Here is an 18171-nt window from a genome sequence, read left to right on the forward strand (position 1 = left end):
GCGGCCCGGGCGGCGGCGCGGCGCATGCGGTCAGTCCACCAGGGGCAGCAGCTCCGGAAGATGTCCGTCGGACGCGGCGGCGGCCTGCTGCCGCTCCTCGGACACCTCGCCGTACAGCGTCGTCCGCGGCTTCGCCGGCCGGCCCGCCGCCTCGGCGATCGCGACCAGATCCTTCACCGAGCGGTACGAGCCGTAACTGGAGCCCGCCATACGGGAGATGGTCTCCTCCATCAGGGTGCCGCCGAGGTCGTTGGCGCCCGAGCGCAGCATCTCGGCCGCGCCCTCCGTGCCCAGTTTCACCCAGCTGGTCTGGATGTTGGTGATGTGCGGGTGCAGCAGGAGGCGGGCCATCGCCATCACGGCGCGGTTCTCGCGCGCGGTCGGCCCCGGCCGGGCGATACCGGCGAGATAGACGGGCGCGTTGGTGTGGATGAAGGGCAGGGTCACGAACTCCGTGAACCCGCCGGTCTCCTGCTGGATCCGCGCCAGCGTCCGGAAGTGGCCGAGCCAGTGCCGGGGCTGGTCCACATGCCCGTACATCATGGTCGAGCTGGACCGGATGCCGAGTTCGTGCGCCGTGGTGACGACCTCGATCCAGGTCGCGGTGGGCAGTTTGCCCTTCGTCAGCACCCAGCGGACCTCGTCGTCGAGGATCTCGGCCGCGGTGCCCGGGATCGAGTCGAGCCCGGCCTCCTTCGCGGCGGTCAGCCACTCGCGGATCGACAGCCCGGTCCGGGAGGCGCCGTTGACGACCTCCATCGGGGAGAACGCGTGCACATGCATCCCCGGAACGCGCTCCTTCACGGCGCGCGCGATGTCGAAGTACGCCGTGCCCGGCAGGTCGGGGTGGATACCGCCCTGCATGCACACCTCCACCGCACCGACGTCCCACGCCTGCGCCGCCCGGTCGGCGACCTGGTCGAGGGAGAGGGTGTACGCGTCGGCGTCGGTGCGCCGCTGCGCGAAGGCACAGAAACGGCAGCCGGTGTAACAGACGTTGGTGAAGTTGATGTTGCGCGTGACGATGTAGGTGACGTCGTCGCCCACGACATCGCGGCGCAGCTCGTCCGCGATCCTCGTCAGGGCGTCGAGGGCCGGCCCGTCGGCGTGCAGCAGGGCGAGTGCCTCGTCGTCGGTGAGCCGGGTGGGATCGTCGGCCGCGGTCTTCAGCGCACCGCGCACATCCGTGTCGATGCGCTGCGGCACCATCCCGGGCGCCGCGGCCTCGCGCAGCGACTCCCAGTCGCCGTACACCTCGTCGAAGTCGTCGCGGCGGTCGTGGGTGCGGCCGTCGGTGTCGATGGTGCGGTGCAGATCGGTGCGTCCGACGGCGGTGAAGCCCTCGTCGGGCTCCTGCCACGGGTGGCCCTGGACGGGGGCGTCGGGGTTGGCGAGCCCGGTCTCCGGATCGGCCAGTGCCCGTACGTGCGGCATGAGCCGCGGATCGAGCCACGGCTCACCGCGCCGGACGAACTCCGGGTACACACACAGCCGTTCCTCCAGCCGGAAGCCCGCGGCGGCCGACTGCTCGGTGAGGACGTCGATCTGCGGCCAGGGCCGCTCCGGGTTCACATGGTCGATGGTCAGGGGCGAGACCCCGCCCCAGTCGTCGATGCCGGCGCCGATGAGCCGTCCGTACTCGCTGTCCACGAGGTTCGGCGGTGCCTGAAGACAGGCGGACGGGCCCATGATGTGCCGGGCGACGGCGACGGTGGCCACCAGCTCGTCCAGCTCGGCATCCGGCATACCGCGCATCGCCGTGTCCGGCTTGGCGCGGAAGTTCTGCAGGATCAGTTCCTGGATGCCGTGGTACGCCCGGGAGATCCGGCGCAGCGCGAACAGCGAGTCCGCGCGCTCCTCGTACGTCTCCCCGATCCCGATCAGCAGCCCACTGGTGAACGGCACGGAGCTGCGCCCCGCGTCCTCCAGCACGCGCAGCCGCACGGCGGGTTCCTTGTCGGGCGACCCGTGGTGCGGCCCGCCGGGCTCGCTCCACAGCCGGGTCGCGGTGGTCTCCAGCATCATCCCCATGGACGGCGCCACGGGCTTGAGCCGCTGGAAGTCGGTCCAGGTCATGACGCCGGGGTTGAGGTGGGGCAGCAGCCCGGTCTCCTCCAGGATCCGGATGGCCATGGCCCGTACGTACGCGATGGTGTCGTCGTACCCCTCGGCCTCCAGCCACTCCCGCGCCTCGGGCCACCGGTCCTCGGGCTTGTCGCCGAGCGTGATGAGGGCTTCCTTGCACCCCATCTCGGCCCCGCGCCGGGCGATGGCGAGCACCTCGTCGGGCGACATGAACATCCCGTGCCCGGCGCGCCGGAGCTTGCCGGGGACGGTGGCGAAGGTGCAGTAGTGGCACTTGTCCCGGCATAGCCGGGTGAGCGGGATGAACACGCTCTTGGAGTACGTGATGACCCCGGCCCGCCCGGCAGCCTCCAGCCCGGCATCCCGCACCCGCGCGGCGGACGCACAGAGATCGTCGAGATCCTCCCCCCGCGCCTGCAACAGCACGGCGGCCTCCCCGACATCGAGAGCCACCCCGTCCCGGGCGCGCTTGAGTGCGCGCCGCATGGCGTTCCGGGTGGGCCGCGCGGGGGGTTCGGGCTGGTGATCGGTCATGGGGTCGAGGATACGAGCTGGTGGTGTGGTGGGTAGGGGGCGCCGTCCGGGGGGCGGGGCTCGGCGGGGAGGTGGGGCTGATCGCGTACGTTGTGGGTCCGCACCTCGAGGCCGCGAGGCGAGGGGGCGTGGAGCACGTGATGGGCGACTTCCCGTAGCCGCAGGAGCACGCTGATGACCCCGATGGCAGAGCAGTGGCCGGCAGCCTCTGAAGCGTCGGCGGCGCGTACCGTTTTCGGACCGCTCGGCGGCATCGTGGAGCTGGGTGCGGTGAGCGCTTCGGAGTCGACGTCGCTGAGCGAGATCTCCGTGGGTGACTTCGTCGCGGACCACCGCGAGGAACTGGATCACTTTTTGGCGATGGTGCGGGACCTCGGCGACTTCGACGCCGAGACGATGGCCATCGTCGACGACCTGGGCCGGCTCCGCCCGCACGAGATCACCGCGCCGTCCCTGCTCCTGTGGTCCGGCGGCATCGAGCCCGTCTCCCCGGACCCGGGCGAACCCGCCGCGGTACGCCGGATGGTGAACATGGGCGTCGACCTTCAACTGGCTGATATGACCCACGGGTTGGTCGGAGTTGCTGCCGCACGCGGCGGACGTGCCGCGGTGGAGGCCAACGCGGTGCTGATCCTGGAGTGCTTGCGCATGGAGATGCAGGTCGACCTCCCGCAGTACCTGCCATGGGCCGACTTGCGAGAGAAACTCGCCCGGACTCCCGACTCCCCCGCCCTCGCGGAGACGGATCAGGGCGACTTTCTCGAGTACCGGGCAGCGGCGACGAAGGTGTCGGTGCTCGTGAACAACGACCATGAAGAGCGCGACTCATGGGTGGGGCACGGCGACGTGTGGAGCGTCAGCTTGGGCTGATCCGGCGCTCGGGCCGCCCAGCGGACCGCACGAGTTGGTGGCGGAGCGGGCCGTGTGCGGTGGACGCGACCAGTGACGCCAGCTGGAGTGATTGAGGCATCAATCAAGCACATTTGTTCGGTTCACGCCCCAATGATCCACATTTACCCCGTTGCTTTCGAAAAAACGACCATGGCACGATGCTGCGCATGACGGAGAACGGGGGCGGCTCCAAGGAGCCGGGTCAGCAGTCGAGGCTGGCCGATTTGGTTGGCTCGACGACGATTTCACCAGGGGCGGGCGGGGCGGAGCCACCGTCGGAAGAGGACCTTGTAGCACGCGGCAAGCATGAGTTTGCCGTGTTGCTCGGCGAATTCCGGCGTACGGCGGTACTGGTGCCGTTCGACGACCAGGGCAGCCTGTGGACCGCCGACCAGAACGGCGTGCGCTGGATCTGCGCGTTCTCGAACGAGGAGTCCCTGGCCCGTTTCGCCGAGGTCCAGGGCGGCGCGGCCCGTGAGTGGACGTATCGCACGATCCTCGGTGCACGGCTGCTGGATGTGATGGTGCCGATGCTCGGCATGCCCGCCGGTGTGGCGCTCGATGCGGCAAGCGACGACGGAATGCTCTTTCCGCCGGTGAAGGGCATCGTGCCCGACGCGGTGGCGGTCGATCTCGGGGGAACACAGTGAGCGGCGAAGGCTCTGATCTGAACGTACCGCCGTCGGCTCTCGCCGACATCGCGAAGGGCATCAACCTGGCCCATGCCGAGCTGAAGGATCTCGGCATGATCGGCGAGGCGAGCGTGGGGCGCGGTTTCTCCGATCTGGCGCTGTCCGGGATGGAGTTGGGGCACACCGGCTTGACCGACCAGTTCCAGACGTTCTGCGACCGCTGGGAGTGGGGCGTGCGGGCGCTGACGCTGCGCGGGAACGGCTTCGCGCAGGGCGTCGGCCTGTCGGCCGGCTCGTTCGCCGAACAGGAGCAGTACGTCAAGGACTCGATCAAGATCGGGGTGAACTCCCTCAACGGGAACCCGCACTTGACTGAGGACGAGGTCAAGGGCATGAGCTGGGACAAAATCAGCACCCAGTCCGCGTTCGACGGTGCCACCTGGAGCGGCGAGTCCTTCTCAGAAGCCCAGAAAGAGGTCAACCAGACCTGGAAGAACACCGGTTACGACGTGATGGACGCCCAGATGGACTCGATGGAGCGATCGGGGCTGATCGACTCGAAGGTGCGGGACGCGGCCGACGCGGATCTGCGGGAGACCTTCGATCCGGATGAGCAGACCATCGCCCAGGCCGAAGAGCCGCGTTGGGGGGACTACCGCTGATGCCGGACTGGGGAGCATGGGCCGACAAGGGCATCGATGTCATCGACGGCGGCATCGACAAGGCCAAGGAGAAGGTCGGCGAGGGTGTCGACTGGGCGACGGACAAGGTCGGCGACGGCCTGGACAAGGTCGGCGCGCACGACTGGGCGGACTCCGTCGAGGACTGGGGCGACGAGACCGCCTCCTCGCTCGGCGCGGAGGTGGGCGAACAGCAGCTGGGCCAGACCGAGGAGGCCAACGAGCTCATCCACGGCAACCCGGGCAAGATAGCCGCCACGGTGAAGAACCTGCGGGACTTCCAGAAGGCATTCGATCTGGTCGGCGGCGGCATGAAGAAGCTCGACTCCAGCCACTGGAAGGGCGAGGCAGCCAACACCTTCCGGGAGAAGTTCCAGACCCTGCCGACCGACTGGCTGCGCGCGGCGGACGCGTTCGAGGACGCGGCGAAGGCACTGGAGACGTACTCCAAGGCGGTCACCGGCGCGCAGGGCAAGGCCAAGGAGGCGATCGCCCTCTACAAGGAGGGCAACGAGTCCTCCAAGACGGCGGCCGACACGTACAACAAGAAGGTCGACGCCTACAACGCGGCCCGCAACAGCGACAACCCGCCGCCGCGCCCCGAACCCTTCTCCGACCCGGGTATCGCCAAGCGCGAGCGGGCGCACGAGATCCTCAAGGAAGCACGCCGCCACCGCAACGAGTCGGCGGACACGGCGAAGTCGGCGGTCACGGCGGCGATGGCGCACGCGCCGAAGGAGCCGACGGGCCGCGAGAAACTGACGCTCGAGCTCGCGGACTACGGCATGGGCCAGGGAGTCGAGCTGGCCCACTTCGGCGGCGGCGTCATCAAGGGCACAGCGGGCCTGGTGAACTTCGTTCGCTCGGTCAACCCGACCGACCCGTACAACATCACGCACCCGGCGGAATACTGGAAAGGCCTCAACACAACGCTCGCAGGCCTGGCCTCGACGGCCGCGAACCCGGACAGGGCGCTGAAGAACGCGTGGGACGCGGCAAAGGGCGACCCGGCGGAGTTCCTGGGGCGGCTGGTGCCGGAGCTGGTGGGGACGAAGGGGGCGGGGGTCCTTCGGAGCGGACTGCGGGCTGGGATGAAGGGTGGGGTCAAGGGAGGACTCGAAGGCACCGGGCACGGTCCCTTCGACCGTTTGACGAGCCGAGGATCGGGTGGAGAACTTCCACCGTTCGAAGAAATCAAAAGGGCCGTCATGGAGAGCAACCCGGAGGTTGTGTCACGGAAGTGGCCAGATGATGACGGCCGCTACTACGCGAGTCGCGTGCTCAAAGGTGGCCGGCCGGACGGGGAGACAGTCCTTTCCGGACATGGTTACATTGAAGTCGGCGCCGGCGAAGTCGTCGTTCCTCCCGGAACAAACATATCTTTCTATGTACCTCACGGCGACAGGATTCCGGGACTGAATGGGGTCGCCGTGGAAGGAGGTTCATACCCTGCGGGCGCCGTAGAGACCTTCGGCCCAGGGGACAAAATCCCGAACTATACACTTGCACCACCCGAGCCTAAAGGGCCTGGTGGATTCACCGTTTACGAAAACTCCACAACCGTGGCTCAACGAACCATGCTCAGCGATCTCCTTAAAGAAGAGATGGGGAATGTACACTGGGCAGCCTGTCGCGAGTTCAAGTAAATCCGGAGAACTGAGGATCAATGAACCAGCAAGCGCGACCAGGCGAATCTTGGACGCTCACAGACGTAACCTTGCTCATCCAGAAACCTGATCTGGATCCTGAGGATGTGACACGCCGCCTCGACATTCAACCGTCCGCAGTCCGGAACCCCGGTGTCGACCGTTGGGGCCCACCGGGGGAAACCAGCGGACAGTGGCGCCTGCAATGCGATGAGCGCACGACAAGAACCTTCTCTGAACAGTTGCACTTCATTCTTGCGGCCGCGGAAGGGCGCACCAGCGTACTCCAGTCACTGAATGCCGAAGGGTGCGAAATCTCGATTGTCATCGGGGGATACGCAGCCAACGACTCACAGCTTTCGCTGACAGCTGCAGAGCTGATCAGACTCGCAAGACTGGACATCCCACTAACCCTCACTCCCAGCCTGAGTGAACGGTGACCACCCCAACCCCAGGAGGGACCAAAATGCCTGGCAATCAGTGGACTTCCCTCAGCACATCCCTAGCCATTACCAATACCTCGGGTGATGCTGCCATCATTGGCGAAACGCTAGGAGTTGAAGAGGCTGGTGCCACGCATGCGCCTTTGGTCAATTCGGGGCCAGGCTGGTGGGCATACACATTCAACGAAACTTACTCCGCGAGCATCGATTCACAGATCGCAGCCCTGGTCTCATTTATCACACCGCACCTGGACCGGCTTGCGAAGCTACGCAACGACGGCTACTACGCCCAGGTCGCCATCGCCGGCACGGTGAGCCCGGGTGAGAACCTGCATGTGTCGACGACTGCTCTGCAGCGGGTGGCTGCCCTCGGGCTTTCTGTTTCGTTTACCACGCTGGCACCGTCCGGCACCACCGAGGACGACCCTCTGAATTGGCTTGACTAGCCTGCGATTTTCTCTGTGGCCAGTAGGTACGACCTGCGTCCCGAGCGCACTCTCAGTTGCCCCACCTGCCCGGCAACCAGCAGAACCACGCCGACGAAATGCAGGCCCTCATCGACAAGCTGGGAGAGCCGGCCGTGACCGCCATTCAACTGATCGCCTCGTTCGTAGCGACGGGTCGCCTGCACGGAGTCGGGATCGGCTCGACCCTCAGCGAGGTCGACCGGGCCATTCCCTCCAGCCACGTGGACGTGGTGGACGAGAGCGGCCTCTCCCTGCGACGGGACTATGGCTTCCTGGAGTTCTACTTCAACCCGGGGCCGGACTGGGTGGTGAGCGGCGGGGCGCTCGAACTGCACAGGTTGGCGTCGGGATACGAGCGAGCCGAGAAGTGGCGTCAGGACATGCAGGTCGACCTCCCGCAGTACCTGACATGGGCCGACTTGCGAGAGGAACTCGCTCGGACTCCCGACTCCCCCGCCCTCGCGGAGACGGATCAGGGCGACTTTCTCGAGTACCGGGCAGCGGCGACGAAGGTGTCGGTGATCGTGAGCAACGACCATGAAGAGCGCGACTCATGGGTGGGGCACGGCGATGTGTGGAGCGTCAGCTTGGGCTGATCCGGCGCTCGGGCCGCCCAGCGGACCGCACGGCATCACACCACCCGGGTACTCGCGCGGGAGGCCGAATGACCGGTCGAGCTGAGTCCGGCAGAACTGTCGTCCCGCGCATCCGTGCAGGTGCCATCGGCGGTGGCCCGGGAGATCCTCTCCGAGATGCGCATCCACGTGCCCCGCAAGACCGGCAACGGGGACGCACTTCCATGCCGGACAGCCGAAGGGAGGCGGCCATAACGTGGACATGATGGGAGAGCGGTACCAACAGGTCGGCGACAAGCATCACATCTACCACAAAGAGCGATAGGACGTTCGGGCCATGGGTGAGGAATTGAGAGATGAGCTACTTCTCTCGACAGAGAAGAAGCGGAAGGTTCACATCGAGCAAAGCTTGCCGGCTGAAATTTTTCTGGGATTCACGAACGACTTCGAAACCCCGGACTGGGTAAGCGAATCGTTGTCGATATTTCGACGCACGGATTCTCGACCTGAGTATTCGATCGTCCCGGAAAACCTGGCGGAGCTGGGGTCCTGGATTGAATCCATGGCAAGGCGTACCGACTTGGGGGACACGTTGCTCACTCAGACCGGACTGCGGAACTTTCCATGGCTGAAATGCGCCTGCAAGTCGCCAGGTTGGGCCGAGGCGCTACTCACGGTAATCGGTCGAGATGTCACTCTCCTTTCCCTGGACCAGCACAGGATGATCGTCATCTACGAGGAAGAGTACGAATGCATCGCGTTTACGGCAACGAGCTCCCCATGACGGAAGACCCCTGACACCATGGCCGAAATGAGCAGGATTCAGATCGAGTCCCTGGAGGAGTCGAGCGACACCGGAGGGACCTGCATCGTCCGGTGCGTCGGGGGCGTGCCTCGCGTCGGCGATGTCTTCACCAGCGACGAGATTTCCGGCCGCGGGCACCCCCAGGTGCGACTCACTCTGGATCGAATCGAGCGATACGAAGGACGATTCGTGGAGTTCTTCGATCCTCCCCACGCGGCCAGAATTCATGTGTCGGGAGAAGGCGTAGGCCTGCTCACCAGAGGGTCGATCATCACCTCCGCAGCCGAGTCGGTCCCGCCGGACCCGTCATGAACGCACCTGACACCGACGCGACATGGGCATCCTTGACGGAGGCAACTCTCGCGAGCATCAAAGCAAGCGGCGCACGACGATTGAGCGTCGAGCGCTCGAGAGTGGCGCCAGTCGTCCAGGAAAAGATCACCGAGCCTGTCTACTCGCTCAAGAACAGGTTCTCGTTCTGGGAGCGATTGGTTCGGCGCATGGAGGCCGACTGGCAGGTCGAGGGTCAGTACCCCATCAGCGCCTACTCCAACGACCTCGACTGCAGGGACCAGCTGCAGGTCTCCCTCAGCGAACTCCCCGACACCGCCCAGCCGGAACTGGCCGGCCTCCTGAGAGCTCTCGACGCGCGCTTCATGCACCGGACAGAGCCCGACGGGACCGGCGAACTCCGCCCCTGGCTGAGGCCATCCTCCGGTACGGCCCGGCACGGCTTCTGGCTGCGCAAACCCGTGGTCGTTCCCTGGTGAACCTCAGCGGATCGACCACAGCTCCACCCCGCCCGTCCCTCAACGTGTACTGAAAGCCCCACCCGCCCGCACCCCCAGTACACGACCCATCCCCCCTCCGGGTACCACCCGCGCCCCCGCACGCGTGTCTCCCCGGCCCGCCCCCAAGATCGCGGCAGCCTCTGGGGGCGTGACCACCTCACGGCTCGTCCTCGTCGCTCTGCTCACCGTCGCCGCCGTACCCGCCGCCGCCCTCGTGCCCCTTCAGGGGCCCCGCAGCGGCGCTCCGACCGTTCAGGCCCCCGAGGTCTCCACGTACTGCCCGTACTCGTCCAGCACCCGCAGCACCTCGCTCTCACCCTCCGGCGGGAGTTGCAGCACGACCTCCTCCACACCCAGTTCCGCGTAGTGCGCCAGCTTGCCCGGTGAGGGCAGGACCGCGTACGGGACCACTTGCAGGGAGTTCTCGGAACGGCCCGCCGCCGACCAGGCGTCACGCAGGACCGGGAGCGACTCCGACAGGCCGCGGCCGCCGATCGGGAGCCAGCCGTCCGCGTACTCCGCGATGTGGGAGAACAGCTTCGGGCCCGCCGCGCCGCCGATCAGGGTGCGGGGGCCGCTGATCGGCTTCGGGTAGGCGTCGGAGGCACGGACAGAGCCGAACTCGCCCTTGTACGCCGTCGGTTCCGCCGTCCACAGCGCCCGCATCAGGCGCATCCGGTCGCGCCCCAGTTCGCGGCGCGTCGTCCACTCGACGCCGTGGTCCGCCGCCTCCTCCTTGTTCCAGCCGAAGCCGAGACCCAGCGTGAAGCGGCCACCGGACAGGAAGTCCAGCGTGGCGATCTGCTTCGCCAGGTCGATCGGGTCGTGCTGGGCGATCAGGGTGATGCCCGTGCCGAGGCCGAGCTCCGAGGTGACCGCCGCCGCCTGGCCGAGGGCCACGAAGGGATCCAGCGTGCGGCCGTACTCGGGCGGGAGGTCGCCGCCCGCGGGGTACGGCGTCACGCGCTCCACCGGGATGTGGGTGTGCTCGGGCAGATAGAGCCCGGCGAAGCCCCGCTCCTCCAGTTCGCGTGCGAGCCGTACCGGCGTGATCGTCTCGTCGGTGAGGAAGATCGTGGTCGAGATCCGCATACGGAACCCTCCGTCATCGTCTCTGGTGGCGGCCCAAACGTATGCCGTACGGTGCCAGATGCCGAGAGCCCGGCGACACCGGGCCAGAGCCTGTCTTCTGGATCAGGCCCTCGGCCACAACGGGGAGGTTCCGCTTCATGATGCGTGTACGTATCGCCACCACGGCCCTGGTGCTGTCCGGGGCACTGCTGGTGGGTGCGCCGGTCGCTTCGGCATCGCCCGCGCCGACCGCGGTGACGGCGGTGACGGCGGTTCAGAAGCCGGGCTCGGCGCCGCAGGCCGGCACCTCGTCGACCGTCGCCCAGGCGGACACCCAGGCCTCGACGGTCGACAAGGCTCGCAAGAGCAAGAAGAAAAAGAAGAAGAAGGGCGGCTTCGGGGCCGGGCTGATCATCGGCCTGGTCATCATCGTCGCGCTGATCGTCATCATCGCGCTCCTCGTGCAGCGGCGGAAGAAGCAGACCGGCTGAGAACCGCCCCCGAAAGGCGGCCGCCATCCGCCGAACCCCTTCCCTTGCACGGCAGTTCACGGCTCAATACCAGGGTTTGAGTACACCACTCCTGTCCCACTCACCGCCCCTGGGGAGCCGACGCCATGTGCAAGGACGAACACGCGCTGGGTAGACGCGGTCTGCTCGTGACGGGAGCCGCAGCCGCCCTTACGTTGGGCACTGTGAGCTTCGCGAACGCCGCGCCTGCCGGCGCCGGGGACAACACCGGCGACCACACCGAGGTCGTCCGCGGCACCCTGCCGCCGGGCTCGCCCGACTTCGTGTACCTGCCCGTCGAGATTCCGCGGGGCGTACGGGAACTGCACGTGGCGTACAGCTACGAGCGGCCCGTCGTACCGGCGGGCACCCAGGGCAACGCCCTGGACATCGGCATCTTCGACGAGCGGGGCACGGCGCTCGGCGGCAAGGGGTTCCGCGGCTGGTCGGGCGGCGCCCGCACCGAGTTCTTCATCCGGGCCGACGAGGCGACGCCCGGGTACATCCCGGGGCCCGTGCGCGCCGGGACGTGGCACATCGCGCTCGGGCCGTACACCGTGGCGCCGCAGGGTCTCGCGTACGAGGTGACCATCACCCTGCGGTACGGCGCCCCCGGCCGGACGCCGAAGCCCGTCTATCCGCCGGAGCGGGCCAAGGGCCGTGGCCGGGCCTGGTACCGGGGCGACTGCCATGTGCACTCCGTGTACTCGGACGGCCGGCGCACCCTCGCCGAGATCGCCACACTGGCACGGGCAGCCGGGCTCGACTTCATCAACTCCTCCGAGCACAACACGCACTCCGCGCACGCGCACTGGGCGGACCTCGCGGGCGACGATCTGCTCATCCTGACGGGCGAGGAGGTCACGACCCGCAACGGGCACGTCCTGGCGCTCGGCACCGACCCGGGGACGTTCGTCGACTGGCGCTACCGCGCCAAGGACAACCGCTTCGGGCACTACGCGGGCGAGATCCGGCGGGCCGGCGGTCTGGTCGTGCCCGCGCACCCGCACGCCACCTGCATCGGCTGCAACTGGAAGTTCGGCTTCGGCGAGGCGGACGCGCTGGAGGTGTGGAACGGCCCCTACACGCCCGACGACGAGGTGTCGCTCGCGGACTGGGACAGCACGCTGGCCGTCGCCGCCCGTTCGCGCGGGCGCTGGACCCCGGCCATGGGCAACAGCGACGCGCACCGCGACCCGGACCCCATCGGCACCCCGCAGACCGTGGTGCTCGCCGACGACCTGACCCGGGAGGCGATCCTCGAGGGCATCAGGGCGGGCCGCAGCTATGTCGCCGAGTCGAAGGCGGTGTCGCTGTCGTTCTCGGCGACGGGAGGCCGCGGGAAGCAGGCCGGGATCGGTGAGCGCCTGCGCGTCGACGAGGACACCCCGGTGACGGTCCGCCTCGAGGTCACCGGCGCCCCGGGCTGCTCGGCGCGGTTCGTGACCGACCAGGGCGTGCTGCACACCGTGACCCTGCCGGCGTCGGGCACGGGGACGGTGGAGTGGCGTACGACTCCGCAGTACGCGACCTATGTACGCGCCGAGGTCCGGCACCCGGTTCTCGTGCCGGGGCTGCCGGGTCCGCTCGCCGCGTTCACCAACCCGGTGTTCCTCGGGAAGTAGGACGCGGAAGGGCTGCCGGGACCTCGCAGTACGCGGACGGGCTGCCGGGGACCCCCCGGGACCCCGGCAGCCCGTCCGGTCAGTCCGCCGTCACCAGCGACGGCGTGTCCTTCGTCAGTACCTCGCCGCGGAAGAACGCCGGGCTGCGGCGCTGCATCACCAGCATCAGCACCACGCCGAGCAGCAGCAGCCCGACGCCGATCACGAAGACCGAGCCGACACCGAAGACCGCCGAGCCGCTGCCGTACGCCGGGTCCCACATGTCGTACAGCGTCTTGCCGAACACCGCGGCCAGCAGGACACCGCCCAGCAGCGGGAAGAGGCCCTTGAAGACGAAGTCGCGTCCGGAGTTCAGGAGTTCGCGACGGAAGTACCAGGCGCAGGCGAAGGCCGTGAGGGCGTAGTAGAAGCAGATCATGAGGCCGAGGGCGTAGATGGTGTCGACCAGGACGTGCTCACTGACCAGGGTCATCACCGTGTAGAAGACGCCGGTGGCGACACCGGCCACCACGGTCGCGCGGCCCGGGGTCTTGAAGCGCGGGTGGACGCGGGCGTACGACGGCGGCAGGGCCTCGTACGCCGACATCGCGAGCACCGTGCGGGCGACGGGGATGAACGTCGTCTGGAGGCTGGCCGCCGCCGACGCGAGGACCGCGAGGAAGAGCAGGATGCCGAGGCCGGGGCCCATCACCGGGCCGGCGAGCGCCGCGAAGACGTTGTCGGAGGTCTCGGGGTTGGCGAGTCCGAGGCCCTTTTCACCGGAGCCGACGGCCATCTGGGCGGCGACGCCAGTGGCGAGGTAGGAGCCGACCAGGACGACCATCGCGATGAGGGCGGCGCGGCCGGGGGTCCTGTCGCTGCCGGTCGTCTCCTCGTTGGCGGTCAGGCAGGCGTCCCAGCCCCAGTACATGAAGATCGAGAGGGACAGTCCGGCGGTGAAGGCTGCGAAGGACTGCACGGCGAAGGGGTTCAGCCAGGAGAAGGAGAAGTCGAGACCGGTCGAGAACTCGCCGCTGCCCGCCTTCTGGAAGGCCATCGCGACGAAGACGGCCAGCACGAGCAGTTGCAGGCCCACGAGCGCGTACTGCACGCCCTTGGTCGCGGTCATGCCCCGGTAGCTGATCGCCGTGGCGATCGCGATGAGGACGAGGCAGGTGAGGATGTGCACGGGCTTGCTGTCGTCGAGCGCCGCCACCGACCCGCTGCCGGTGATCTCGCCCGCGAGGAGCCAGAAGTACGAGGTGGCCACGCCCGCCAGGTTCGAGAGCACGATGATCGTCGCGATCACCAGGCCCCAGCCGCACATCCAGCCGAGGCGCGGCCCGAAGGCCTTCACGGTCCAGGTGAAGGACGTGCCGCAGTCGGGCATCACCCGGTTCAGCTCGCGGTAGGCGAAGGCGACCAGCAGCATCGGCAGGAAGCCCGCCAGGAACACCGCGGGCATCTGCAGCCCGACCTCGCCGGCCGTGGAGCCGAGGGTGGAGGTCAGACAGTAGACGGGGGCGACGGTCGAGACGCCGATGACGGCGCTGCCCATCAGTCCGACGGAGTTGCCGCCGAGTCCCTTGGTGCGTACGCCCCCGTCGGAGGCGCCCCGTACCGTGTCTCCGGCCTGGGGCCGCGCATCCAGCTGAGTCATGAACAGGACGTTAAGGGCTGCGGTTTCCATATCCGGAGGTGTGAGATCCGGACACCGCTCCTTTCATTCCATGGCCCAGCGCGGGAAATGGGCACTGCATTAAAGGGCACGGCACATCATCGCCCGGTCTACCGCAGGCCGTGAGGGCATCCTTCCGGAATGCGGGAACCGCAGCAGTGTCCGTTTTGACCGGTTTCCAAATTTTCCCGCGCTGTTTTCAGCCCGGCCAGACGACCGCCTGCACCTCGCTGTACGCCTGCAGTGCGTAGGACCCCACGTCCCGGCCGACCCCGCTGCGCTTGAATCCGCCGAACGGCGCCTCCATGTTCCGGCCGATGGTGTTCACACCCACCCCGCCCGCCCGCAGCTCGCCCGCGATCCGGAAGGCCCGCGCGACGTCGCCCGACCACACGTAGTCGATCAGGCCGTAGTCGCTGTCGTTGGCGAGCGCGATGCCCTCCTCCTCCGTGTCGAAGGGGACGACCACCACCACCGGGCCGAAGATCTCCTCCCGCACGACGCGCATCCCGGCCGTGCAGTCCGCGAAGAGCGTGGGGGCGACGTAGAAGCCCTTCTCGAACTCCGGACGCTCGCCGCCCGCGACGAGCCGGGCGCCTTCCTTGCGGCCCAGTTCGATGTAGGACTCCACCCGGTCGCGGTGCGCGGCAGAGATCACCGGGCCGACCACCGTTCCCCGCTCGGCCGGATCGCCGGTCTTGAGGTGCCCGGCGTAGGCCGCCAGCTTCTCCACCAGCCGGTCATGGATCCCGCGCTGCGCGATCACCCGGGTCGGGGCCGTGCAGATCTGCCCGCTGTAGAAGGAGAACGTCGTCCCGATGCCCTGAACGGCCGAGTCGAGGTCGGCGTCGTCGAAGACGAGGGCCGCGCCCTTGCCGCCGAGTTCCATCAGCTGGCGCTTCATTCCGCGGCCGCAGACCTCGGCGATGCGCTGACCGACCTCCGTCGAACCGGTGAAGCTGACCATGTCGATGTCCCCGGAGTCGACCGCGGCCTCGCCGGCGGCGGGCGCGGACCCGGTCACCACGTTCACCACGCCCGGCGGTACGCCCGCCTCCGCCAGCGCCTCGGCCATCCGGTACACGGACAGCGGGTCCTGCGGGGCGGGCTTCACGACGACCGTGTTGCCCATGGCGAGCGCGGGTGCGACCTTGCCCGCCGGGTTGGCCCAGGGGTTGTTGTACGAGGTGATGCAGGTGACGACGCCGACCGGACGGCGCACCGCGAGCGCGCCGAACACTCCGGCCCGCCCCATCGGGCCCGCCGCGTTGATCTGCGGGGGCAGCGCCTGCTCGACGGGTTCCAGGGCGCCCCGCGCATAGCGACGGAAGCGCGCCGCACCGACCGCGACCTGCATCCCGCGCGCGGTGGCGGTGGTCGCCCCGCTCTCCGCGCGGGCGAGTTCGGCGTACGGCTCCGCCTCGCGCTGGATGACGTCGGCGGCCGCGTCCAGGATCCGGGCGCGCTCCTCGGGCTTTGTGCGCGACCAGCCGGCGAAGGCCTCGCGGGCCGCGGCGGCCGCCGCGTACACCTGCTCACGGCTCGCCTCGGGAGCGAGGCCGACGGTCTCCTCGGTCGCCGGGTCGACGACCTCGTAGTACCCGTCGTCGGGCTCGACCCACTCGCCGCCGATGAACAGCCGCTGGTTCACCGGGTGCTCACGGTCCTCGTGTCGCGGCCCGAACGCAGGATCGTGCCCGGGACCGCGCCGGTGACCCGGTCGTCCCGGATGGTCTCGACGCCGTTCACCCGCACCGAGACGATGCCGATCGCCTGGGCGTCCAGGCGCGGGCTGTCGCCGGGCAGGTCGTGCACCAGGGTCGCCGGGCCGGCCTCGATACGGTCCGGGTCGAACAGCACCAGGTCCGCGTGCCAGCCCTCGTGGATGCGGCCCCGCTCACGCAGGCCGAAGAGCTGCGCCGGGTCGTCGGTCAGCATCTTCACGGCCTCCTCCAGCGGCAGCAGCTTGCGGCCGCGCAGACAGTCGCCGAGGAAGCGGGTGGTGTAGGGCGCGCCGCACATCCGGTCCAGATGGGCGCCCGCGTCGGAGCCGCCGAGCATGACGTCCTCGTGCGCCCAGGTCTGCCGGCGCAGCTCCCAGGACGCGGGGTCGTTGTCGGTGGGCATCGGCCACAGGACCGTGCGCAGTTCGTCGTTGGCGCAGATCTCGACCAGGCAGGTGAAGGGGTCCTGGCCGCGTTCGGCGGCGATGTCGTTGACCACGCGGCCGCTGAGGCCGTCGTTCTCCTTGGCATAGGTGTCGCCGATGACGTAGCGGCCGAAGTTGGCGAGCCGGCGGAAGACACCGGCTTCCTTGGAGTCGGCGCGGCGCAGCATCTCCTCGCGCACGGCGGGGTCGCGGAGCTTCTCGATCCGCTCCGGGACCGGGAGGGCCAGGATCTCGCCCCAGCCGGGGATGAGGTTCAGCGCGCAGAACGTGCCGAGCGACATGTTCATGGGGGTGAGGATCGGCATGGTCAGCGCGACGATGCGGCCGCCTTCCCGGCGGGCGCGCTCGCTCGCCGTCAGCTGGCGCGGTACGCGTTCGGGCACGGACGCGTCGATGGTGAGCACGTTCCAGTTCAGCGGGCGTCCGGCGGCGGCGGACATCTGCACGAAGAGGTCGATCTCCTCGTCGCTGAACTGGTCCAGGCAGCCGGCGACGATCGCCTCCAGCTGGGTGCCCTCGTGGTCGGCGACCGCGCGGGAGAGCGCGAGGAGTTCGGCGGGCCCGGCGTGCCGGGAGGCGACCGGTTTGCCGTCGCCGTCCGAGTGCGTGGAGGACTGGGTGGTGGACAGGCCCCAGGCACCGGCGTCCATCGCCTCGTGGAAGAGGGCGAGCATCTGCTCCAGCTGCTCGGGGGTGGGCGTGCCGCCGACGGCGTCGGGGCCCATCACATGGCGGCGCAGGGCACAGTGGCCCACCATGAAACCGGCGTTGACGGCCGTCCTGCCCTCCAGCGCGTCCAGGTACTCGCCGAAGGTGTGCCAGTTCCAGGGCGCGCCCTCCTCCAGGGCGACCAGCGACATGCCTTCCACCTTGGACATCATCCGGCGGGTGTAGTCGGCGTCCTCGGGGCGTTCGGGGTTCAGCGGCGCGAGGGTGAATCCGCAGTTGCCGCCGGCGACGGTGGTGACGCCGTGGTTCATGGAGGGGGTGGCGTACGGGTCCCAGAACAGCTGGGCGTCGTAGTGCGTGTGCGGGTCGACGAACCCGGGGGTGAGGATCAGGCCGGTGGCGTCCTCACTCGTCCTGGCCTCCTCCTCGACGGTGCCGGGCGCGGCGATGACGGCGATGCGGCCGTCCCGTACGCCGACGTCGGCGACGAACGCGGGAGCGCCGGTCCCGTCCACGACGGTCGCCGATCGGATGAGGTGGTCGAGCATGGGAGTTCCTCTCTGTGAGCCGGGGGCGGCTTGGTGAGCCGGGGGCGGCTTGGTGAGCCGGGGCATCACCGTGGTGCGGGTCGGGTCGTCACCGTGGTGCGGGTCGGGTCGTCACCGTGGTGCGGGCCGGCGGAGGCACCGTGCGTACGGGCGGGGAGGTCGATGAGAGCGCCGGTGCCCGGAGGGCCATCCGCTCGGAGGGCCATGCGCTCGGAGGCCGGCCGGTCGTGGCACCGGCATCAGGGGGCTCAGGCACCGGGGCGCCCGTGGACCGGGCCCTCAGGAGCCCGGCGCCCCAGGGCGGGACCGCCGGGGCGCGGGCCTCGGCCCGGCCGGTGCGGCAGGCCGCTGCCGCACCACCCGGGCCGGGCCC

Annotated in this window: 17 protein-coding genes; 12 read left to right on the forward strand and 5 right to left on the reverse strand. The window is 68.8% G+C overall.

Going from position 1 to position 18171, the window contains the following annotated elements; translation table 11 throughout:
• Positions 1 to 30: 30 nt before the first annotated feature.
• Positions 31 to 2619 carry a bifunctional FO biosynthesis protein CofGH gene (locus OHA05_RS15600; protein WP_328860941.1) on the reverse strand — a complete coding sequence of 863 codons (2589 nt, stop codon included), beginning with the start codon at positions 2617 to 2619 and terminating at the stop codon, positions 31 to 33.
• A 174-nt stretch (positions 2620 to 2793) separates the two neighbouring features.
• On the opposite strand from OHA05_RS15600, the gene OHA05_RS15605 reads away from it, so the two are divergent.
• The 10 genes from OHA05_RS15605 to OHA05_RS15655 all read left to right on the forward strand — a co-directional run bounded on the left by OHA05_RS15605 (position 2794) and on the right by OHA05_RS15655 (position 9528).
• Positions 2794 to 3489 carry a hypothetical protein gene (locus tag OHA05_RS15605; protein ID WP_328860942.1) on the forward strand — a complete coding sequence of 232 codons (696 nt, stop codon included), beginning with the start codon at positions 2794 to 2796 and terminating at the stop codon, positions 3487 to 3489.
• 188 nt (positions 3490 to 3677) lie between these two features.
• The gene (locus tag OHA05_RS15610) at positions 3678 to 4160 is read left to right on the forward strand and encodes an SseB family protein (protein ID WP_328863400.1); all 483 of its coding nucleotides are present in this window, start codon (positions 3678 to 3680) and stop codon (positions 4158 to 4160) included.
• Positions 4157 to 4804, forward strand: coding sequence for a hypothetical protein (locus tag OHA05_RS15615; protein WP_328860943.1), 648 nt, complete (start codon positions 4157 to 4159; stop codon positions 4802 to 4804). The genes OHA05_RS15610 and OHA05_RS15615 overlap by 4 nt, the downstream gene beginning before the upstream one ends.
• Positions 4804 to 6468 (forward strand): WXG100 family type VII secretion target, encoded by a 1665-nt coding sequence (locus tag OHA05_RS15620; protein ID WP_443043699.1) that lies wholly within the window; start codon positions 4804 to 4806, stop codon positions 6466 to 6468. The genes OHA05_RS15615 and OHA05_RS15620 overlap by 1 nt, the downstream gene beginning before the upstream one ends.
• 20 nt (positions 6469 to 6488) lie before the next feature.
• Positions 6489 to 6908: a DUF4279 domain-containing protein gene (locus OHA05_RS15630; RefSeq protein WP_328860944.1), complete on the forward strand. Its 420-nt coding sequence runs from the start codon at positions 6489 to 6491 to the stop codon at positions 6906 to 6908.
• A 26-nt stretch (positions 6909 to 6934) separates the two neighbouring features.
• Entirely contained in the window at positions 6935 to 7357 is a 423-nt protein-coding gene (locus OHA05_RS15635; protein ID WP_328860945.1) for a hypothetical protein, read from the forward strand.
• Between the two features lie 56 nt (positions 7358 to 7413).
• On the forward strand, positions 7414 to 7974 hold the full coding sequence (locus tag OHA05_RS15640; RefSeq protein WP_328860946.1) for a hypothetical protein: 561 nt from the start codon (positions 7414 to 7416) through the stop codon (positions 7972 to 7974).
• A gap of 316 nt (positions 7975 to 8290) precedes the next feature.
• The gene (locus OHA05_RS15645) at positions 8291 to 8737 is read left to right on the forward strand and encodes a hypothetical protein (RefSeq protein WP_328860947.1); all 447 of its coding nucleotides are present in this window, start codon (positions 8291 to 8293) and stop codon (positions 8735 to 8737) included.
• Between the two features lie 27 nt (positions 8738 to 8764).
• On the forward strand, positions 8765 to 9070 hold the full coding sequence (locus tag OHA05_RS15650) for a hypothetical protein (protein WP_328860948.1): 306 nt from the start codon (positions 8765 to 8767) through the stop codon (positions 9068 to 9070).
• Between the two features lie 101 nt (positions 9071 to 9171).
• On the forward strand, positions 9172 to 9528 hold the full coding sequence (locus OHA05_RS15655) for a hypothetical protein (RefSeq protein ID WP_328860949.1): 357 nt from the start codon (positions 9172 to 9174) through the stop codon (positions 9526 to 9528).
• Between the two features lie 273 nt (positions 9529 to 9801).
• Here OHA05_RS15655 and OHA05_RS15660 read toward each other — a convergent pair whose 3' ends face one another.
• Entirely contained in the window at positions 9802 to 10641 is an 840-nt protein-coding gene (locus tag OHA05_RS15660; RefSeq protein ID WP_328860950.1) for an LLM class F420-dependent oxidoreductase, read from the reverse strand.
• Between the two features lie 137 nt (positions 10642 to 10778).
• Here OHA05_RS15660 and OHA05_RS15665 point away from each other — a divergent pair, with 137 nt between their 5' ends.
• Together OHA05_RS15665 and OHA05_RS15670 are read left to right on the forward strand one after the other, a co-directional pair.
• On the forward strand, positions 10779 to 11111 hold the full coding sequence (locus OHA05_RS15665) for a hypothetical protein (RefSeq protein ID WP_313945753.1): 333 nt from the start codon (positions 10779 to 10781) through the stop codon (positions 11109 to 11111).
• 125 nt (positions 11112 to 11236) lie between these two features.
• Entirely contained in the window at positions 11237 to 12754 is a 1518-nt protein-coding gene (locus OHA05_RS15670; protein ID WP_313945752.1) for a CehA/McbA family metallohydrolase, read from the forward strand.
• A 79-nt stretch (positions 12755 to 12833) separates the two neighbouring features.
• Here OHA05_RS15670 and OHA05_RS15675 read toward each other — a convergent pair whose 3' ends face one another.
• From OHA05_RS15675 to OHA05_RS15685, 3 genes are all read right to left on the reverse strand, one after another.
• Positions 12834 to 14393 carry an APC family permease gene (locus OHA05_RS15675; RefSeq protein ID WP_313945751.1) on the reverse strand — a complete coding sequence of 520 codons (1560 nt, stop codon included), beginning with the start codon at positions 14391 to 14393 and terminating at the stop codon, positions 12834 to 12836.
• A 217-nt stretch (positions 14394 to 14610) separates the two neighbouring features.
• Positions 14611 to 16062, reverse strand: a complete 1452-nt coding sequence (locus tag OHA05_RS15680; RefSeq protein ID WP_313945750.1) for an aldehyde dehydrogenase family protein — start codon at positions 16060 to 16062, stop codon at positions 14611 to 14613.
• Positions 16059 to 17798 carry an N-acyl-D-amino-acid deacylase family protein gene (locus tag OHA05_RS15685; RefSeq protein ID WP_313945749.1) on the reverse strand — a complete coding sequence of 580 codons (1740 nt, stop codon included), beginning with the start codon at positions 17796 to 17798 and terminating at the stop codon, positions 16059 to 16061. Before OHA05_RS15685 ends, OHA05_RS15680 begins: the two co-directional genes overlap by 4 nt.
• Between the last annotated feature and the right edge of the window lie 373 nt (positions 17799 to 18171).

It is taken from the genome of Streptomyces sp. NBC_00306 (genome assembly GCF_036169555.1).
GTDB classification, from domain to species: domain Bacteria; phylum Actinomycetota; class Actinomycetes; order Streptomycetales; family Streptomycetaceae; genus Streptomyces; species Streptomyces achmelvichensis.

Excerpts from the sequence above, each read along its gene's own strand:
- OHA05_RS15670 (WP_313945752.1), top strand. The coding sequence starts at position 11,237 with ATGTGCAAGGACGAACACGCGCTGGGTAGACGCGGTCTGCTCGTGACG.
- OHA05_RS15660 (WP_328860950.1), bottom strand. The coding sequence starts at position 10,641 with ATGCGGATCTCGACCACGATCTTCCTCACCGACGAGACGATCACGCCG.
- OHA05_RS15650 (WP_328860948.1), top strand. The coding sequence starts at position 8,765 with ATGAGCAGGATTCAGATCGAGTCCCTGGAGGAGTCGAGCGACACCGGA.
- OHA05_RS15630 (WP_328860944.1), top strand. The coding sequence starts at position 6,489 with ATGAACCAGCAAGCGCGACCAGGCGAATCTTGGACGCTCACAGACGTA.
- OHA05_RS15635 (WP_328860945.1), top strand. The coding sequence starts at position 6,935 with ATGCCTGGCAATCAGTGGACTTCCCTCAGCACATCCCTAGCCATTACC.
- OHA05_RS15685 (WP_313945749.1), bottom strand. The coding sequence starts at position 17,798 with ATGCTCGACCACCTCATCCGATCGGCGACCGTCGTGGACGGGACCGGC.
- OHA05_RS15665 (WP_313945753.1), top strand. The coding sequence starts at position 10,779 with ATGATGCGTGTACGTATCGCCACCACGGCCCTGGTGCTGTCCGGGGCA.
- OHA05_RS15610 (WP_328863400.1), top strand. The coding sequence starts at position 3,678 with ATGACGGAGAACGGGGGCGGCTCCAAGGAGCCGGGTCAGCAGTCGAGG.
- OHA05_RS15620 (WP_443043699.1), top strand. The coding sequence starts at position 4,804 with ATGCCGGACTGGGGAGCATGGGCCGACAAGGGCATCGATGTCATCGAC.
- OHA05_RS15605 (WP_328860942.1), top strand. The coding sequence starts at position 2,794 with ATGACCCCGATGGCAGAGCAGTGGCCGGCAGCCTCTGAAGCGTCGGCG.
- OHA05_RS15600 (WP_328860941.1), bottom strand. The coding sequence starts at position 2,619 with ATGACCGATCACCAGCCCGAACCCCCCGCGCGGCCCACCCGGAACGCC.
- OHA05_RS15645 (WP_328860947.1), top strand. The coding sequence starts at position 8,291 with ATGGGTGAGGAATTGAGAGATGAGCTACTTCTCTCGACAGAGAAGAAG.
- OHA05_RS15675 (WP_313945751.1), bottom strand. The coding sequence starts at position 14,393 with ATGACTCAGCTGGATGCGCGGCCCCAGGCCGGAGACACGGTACGGGGC.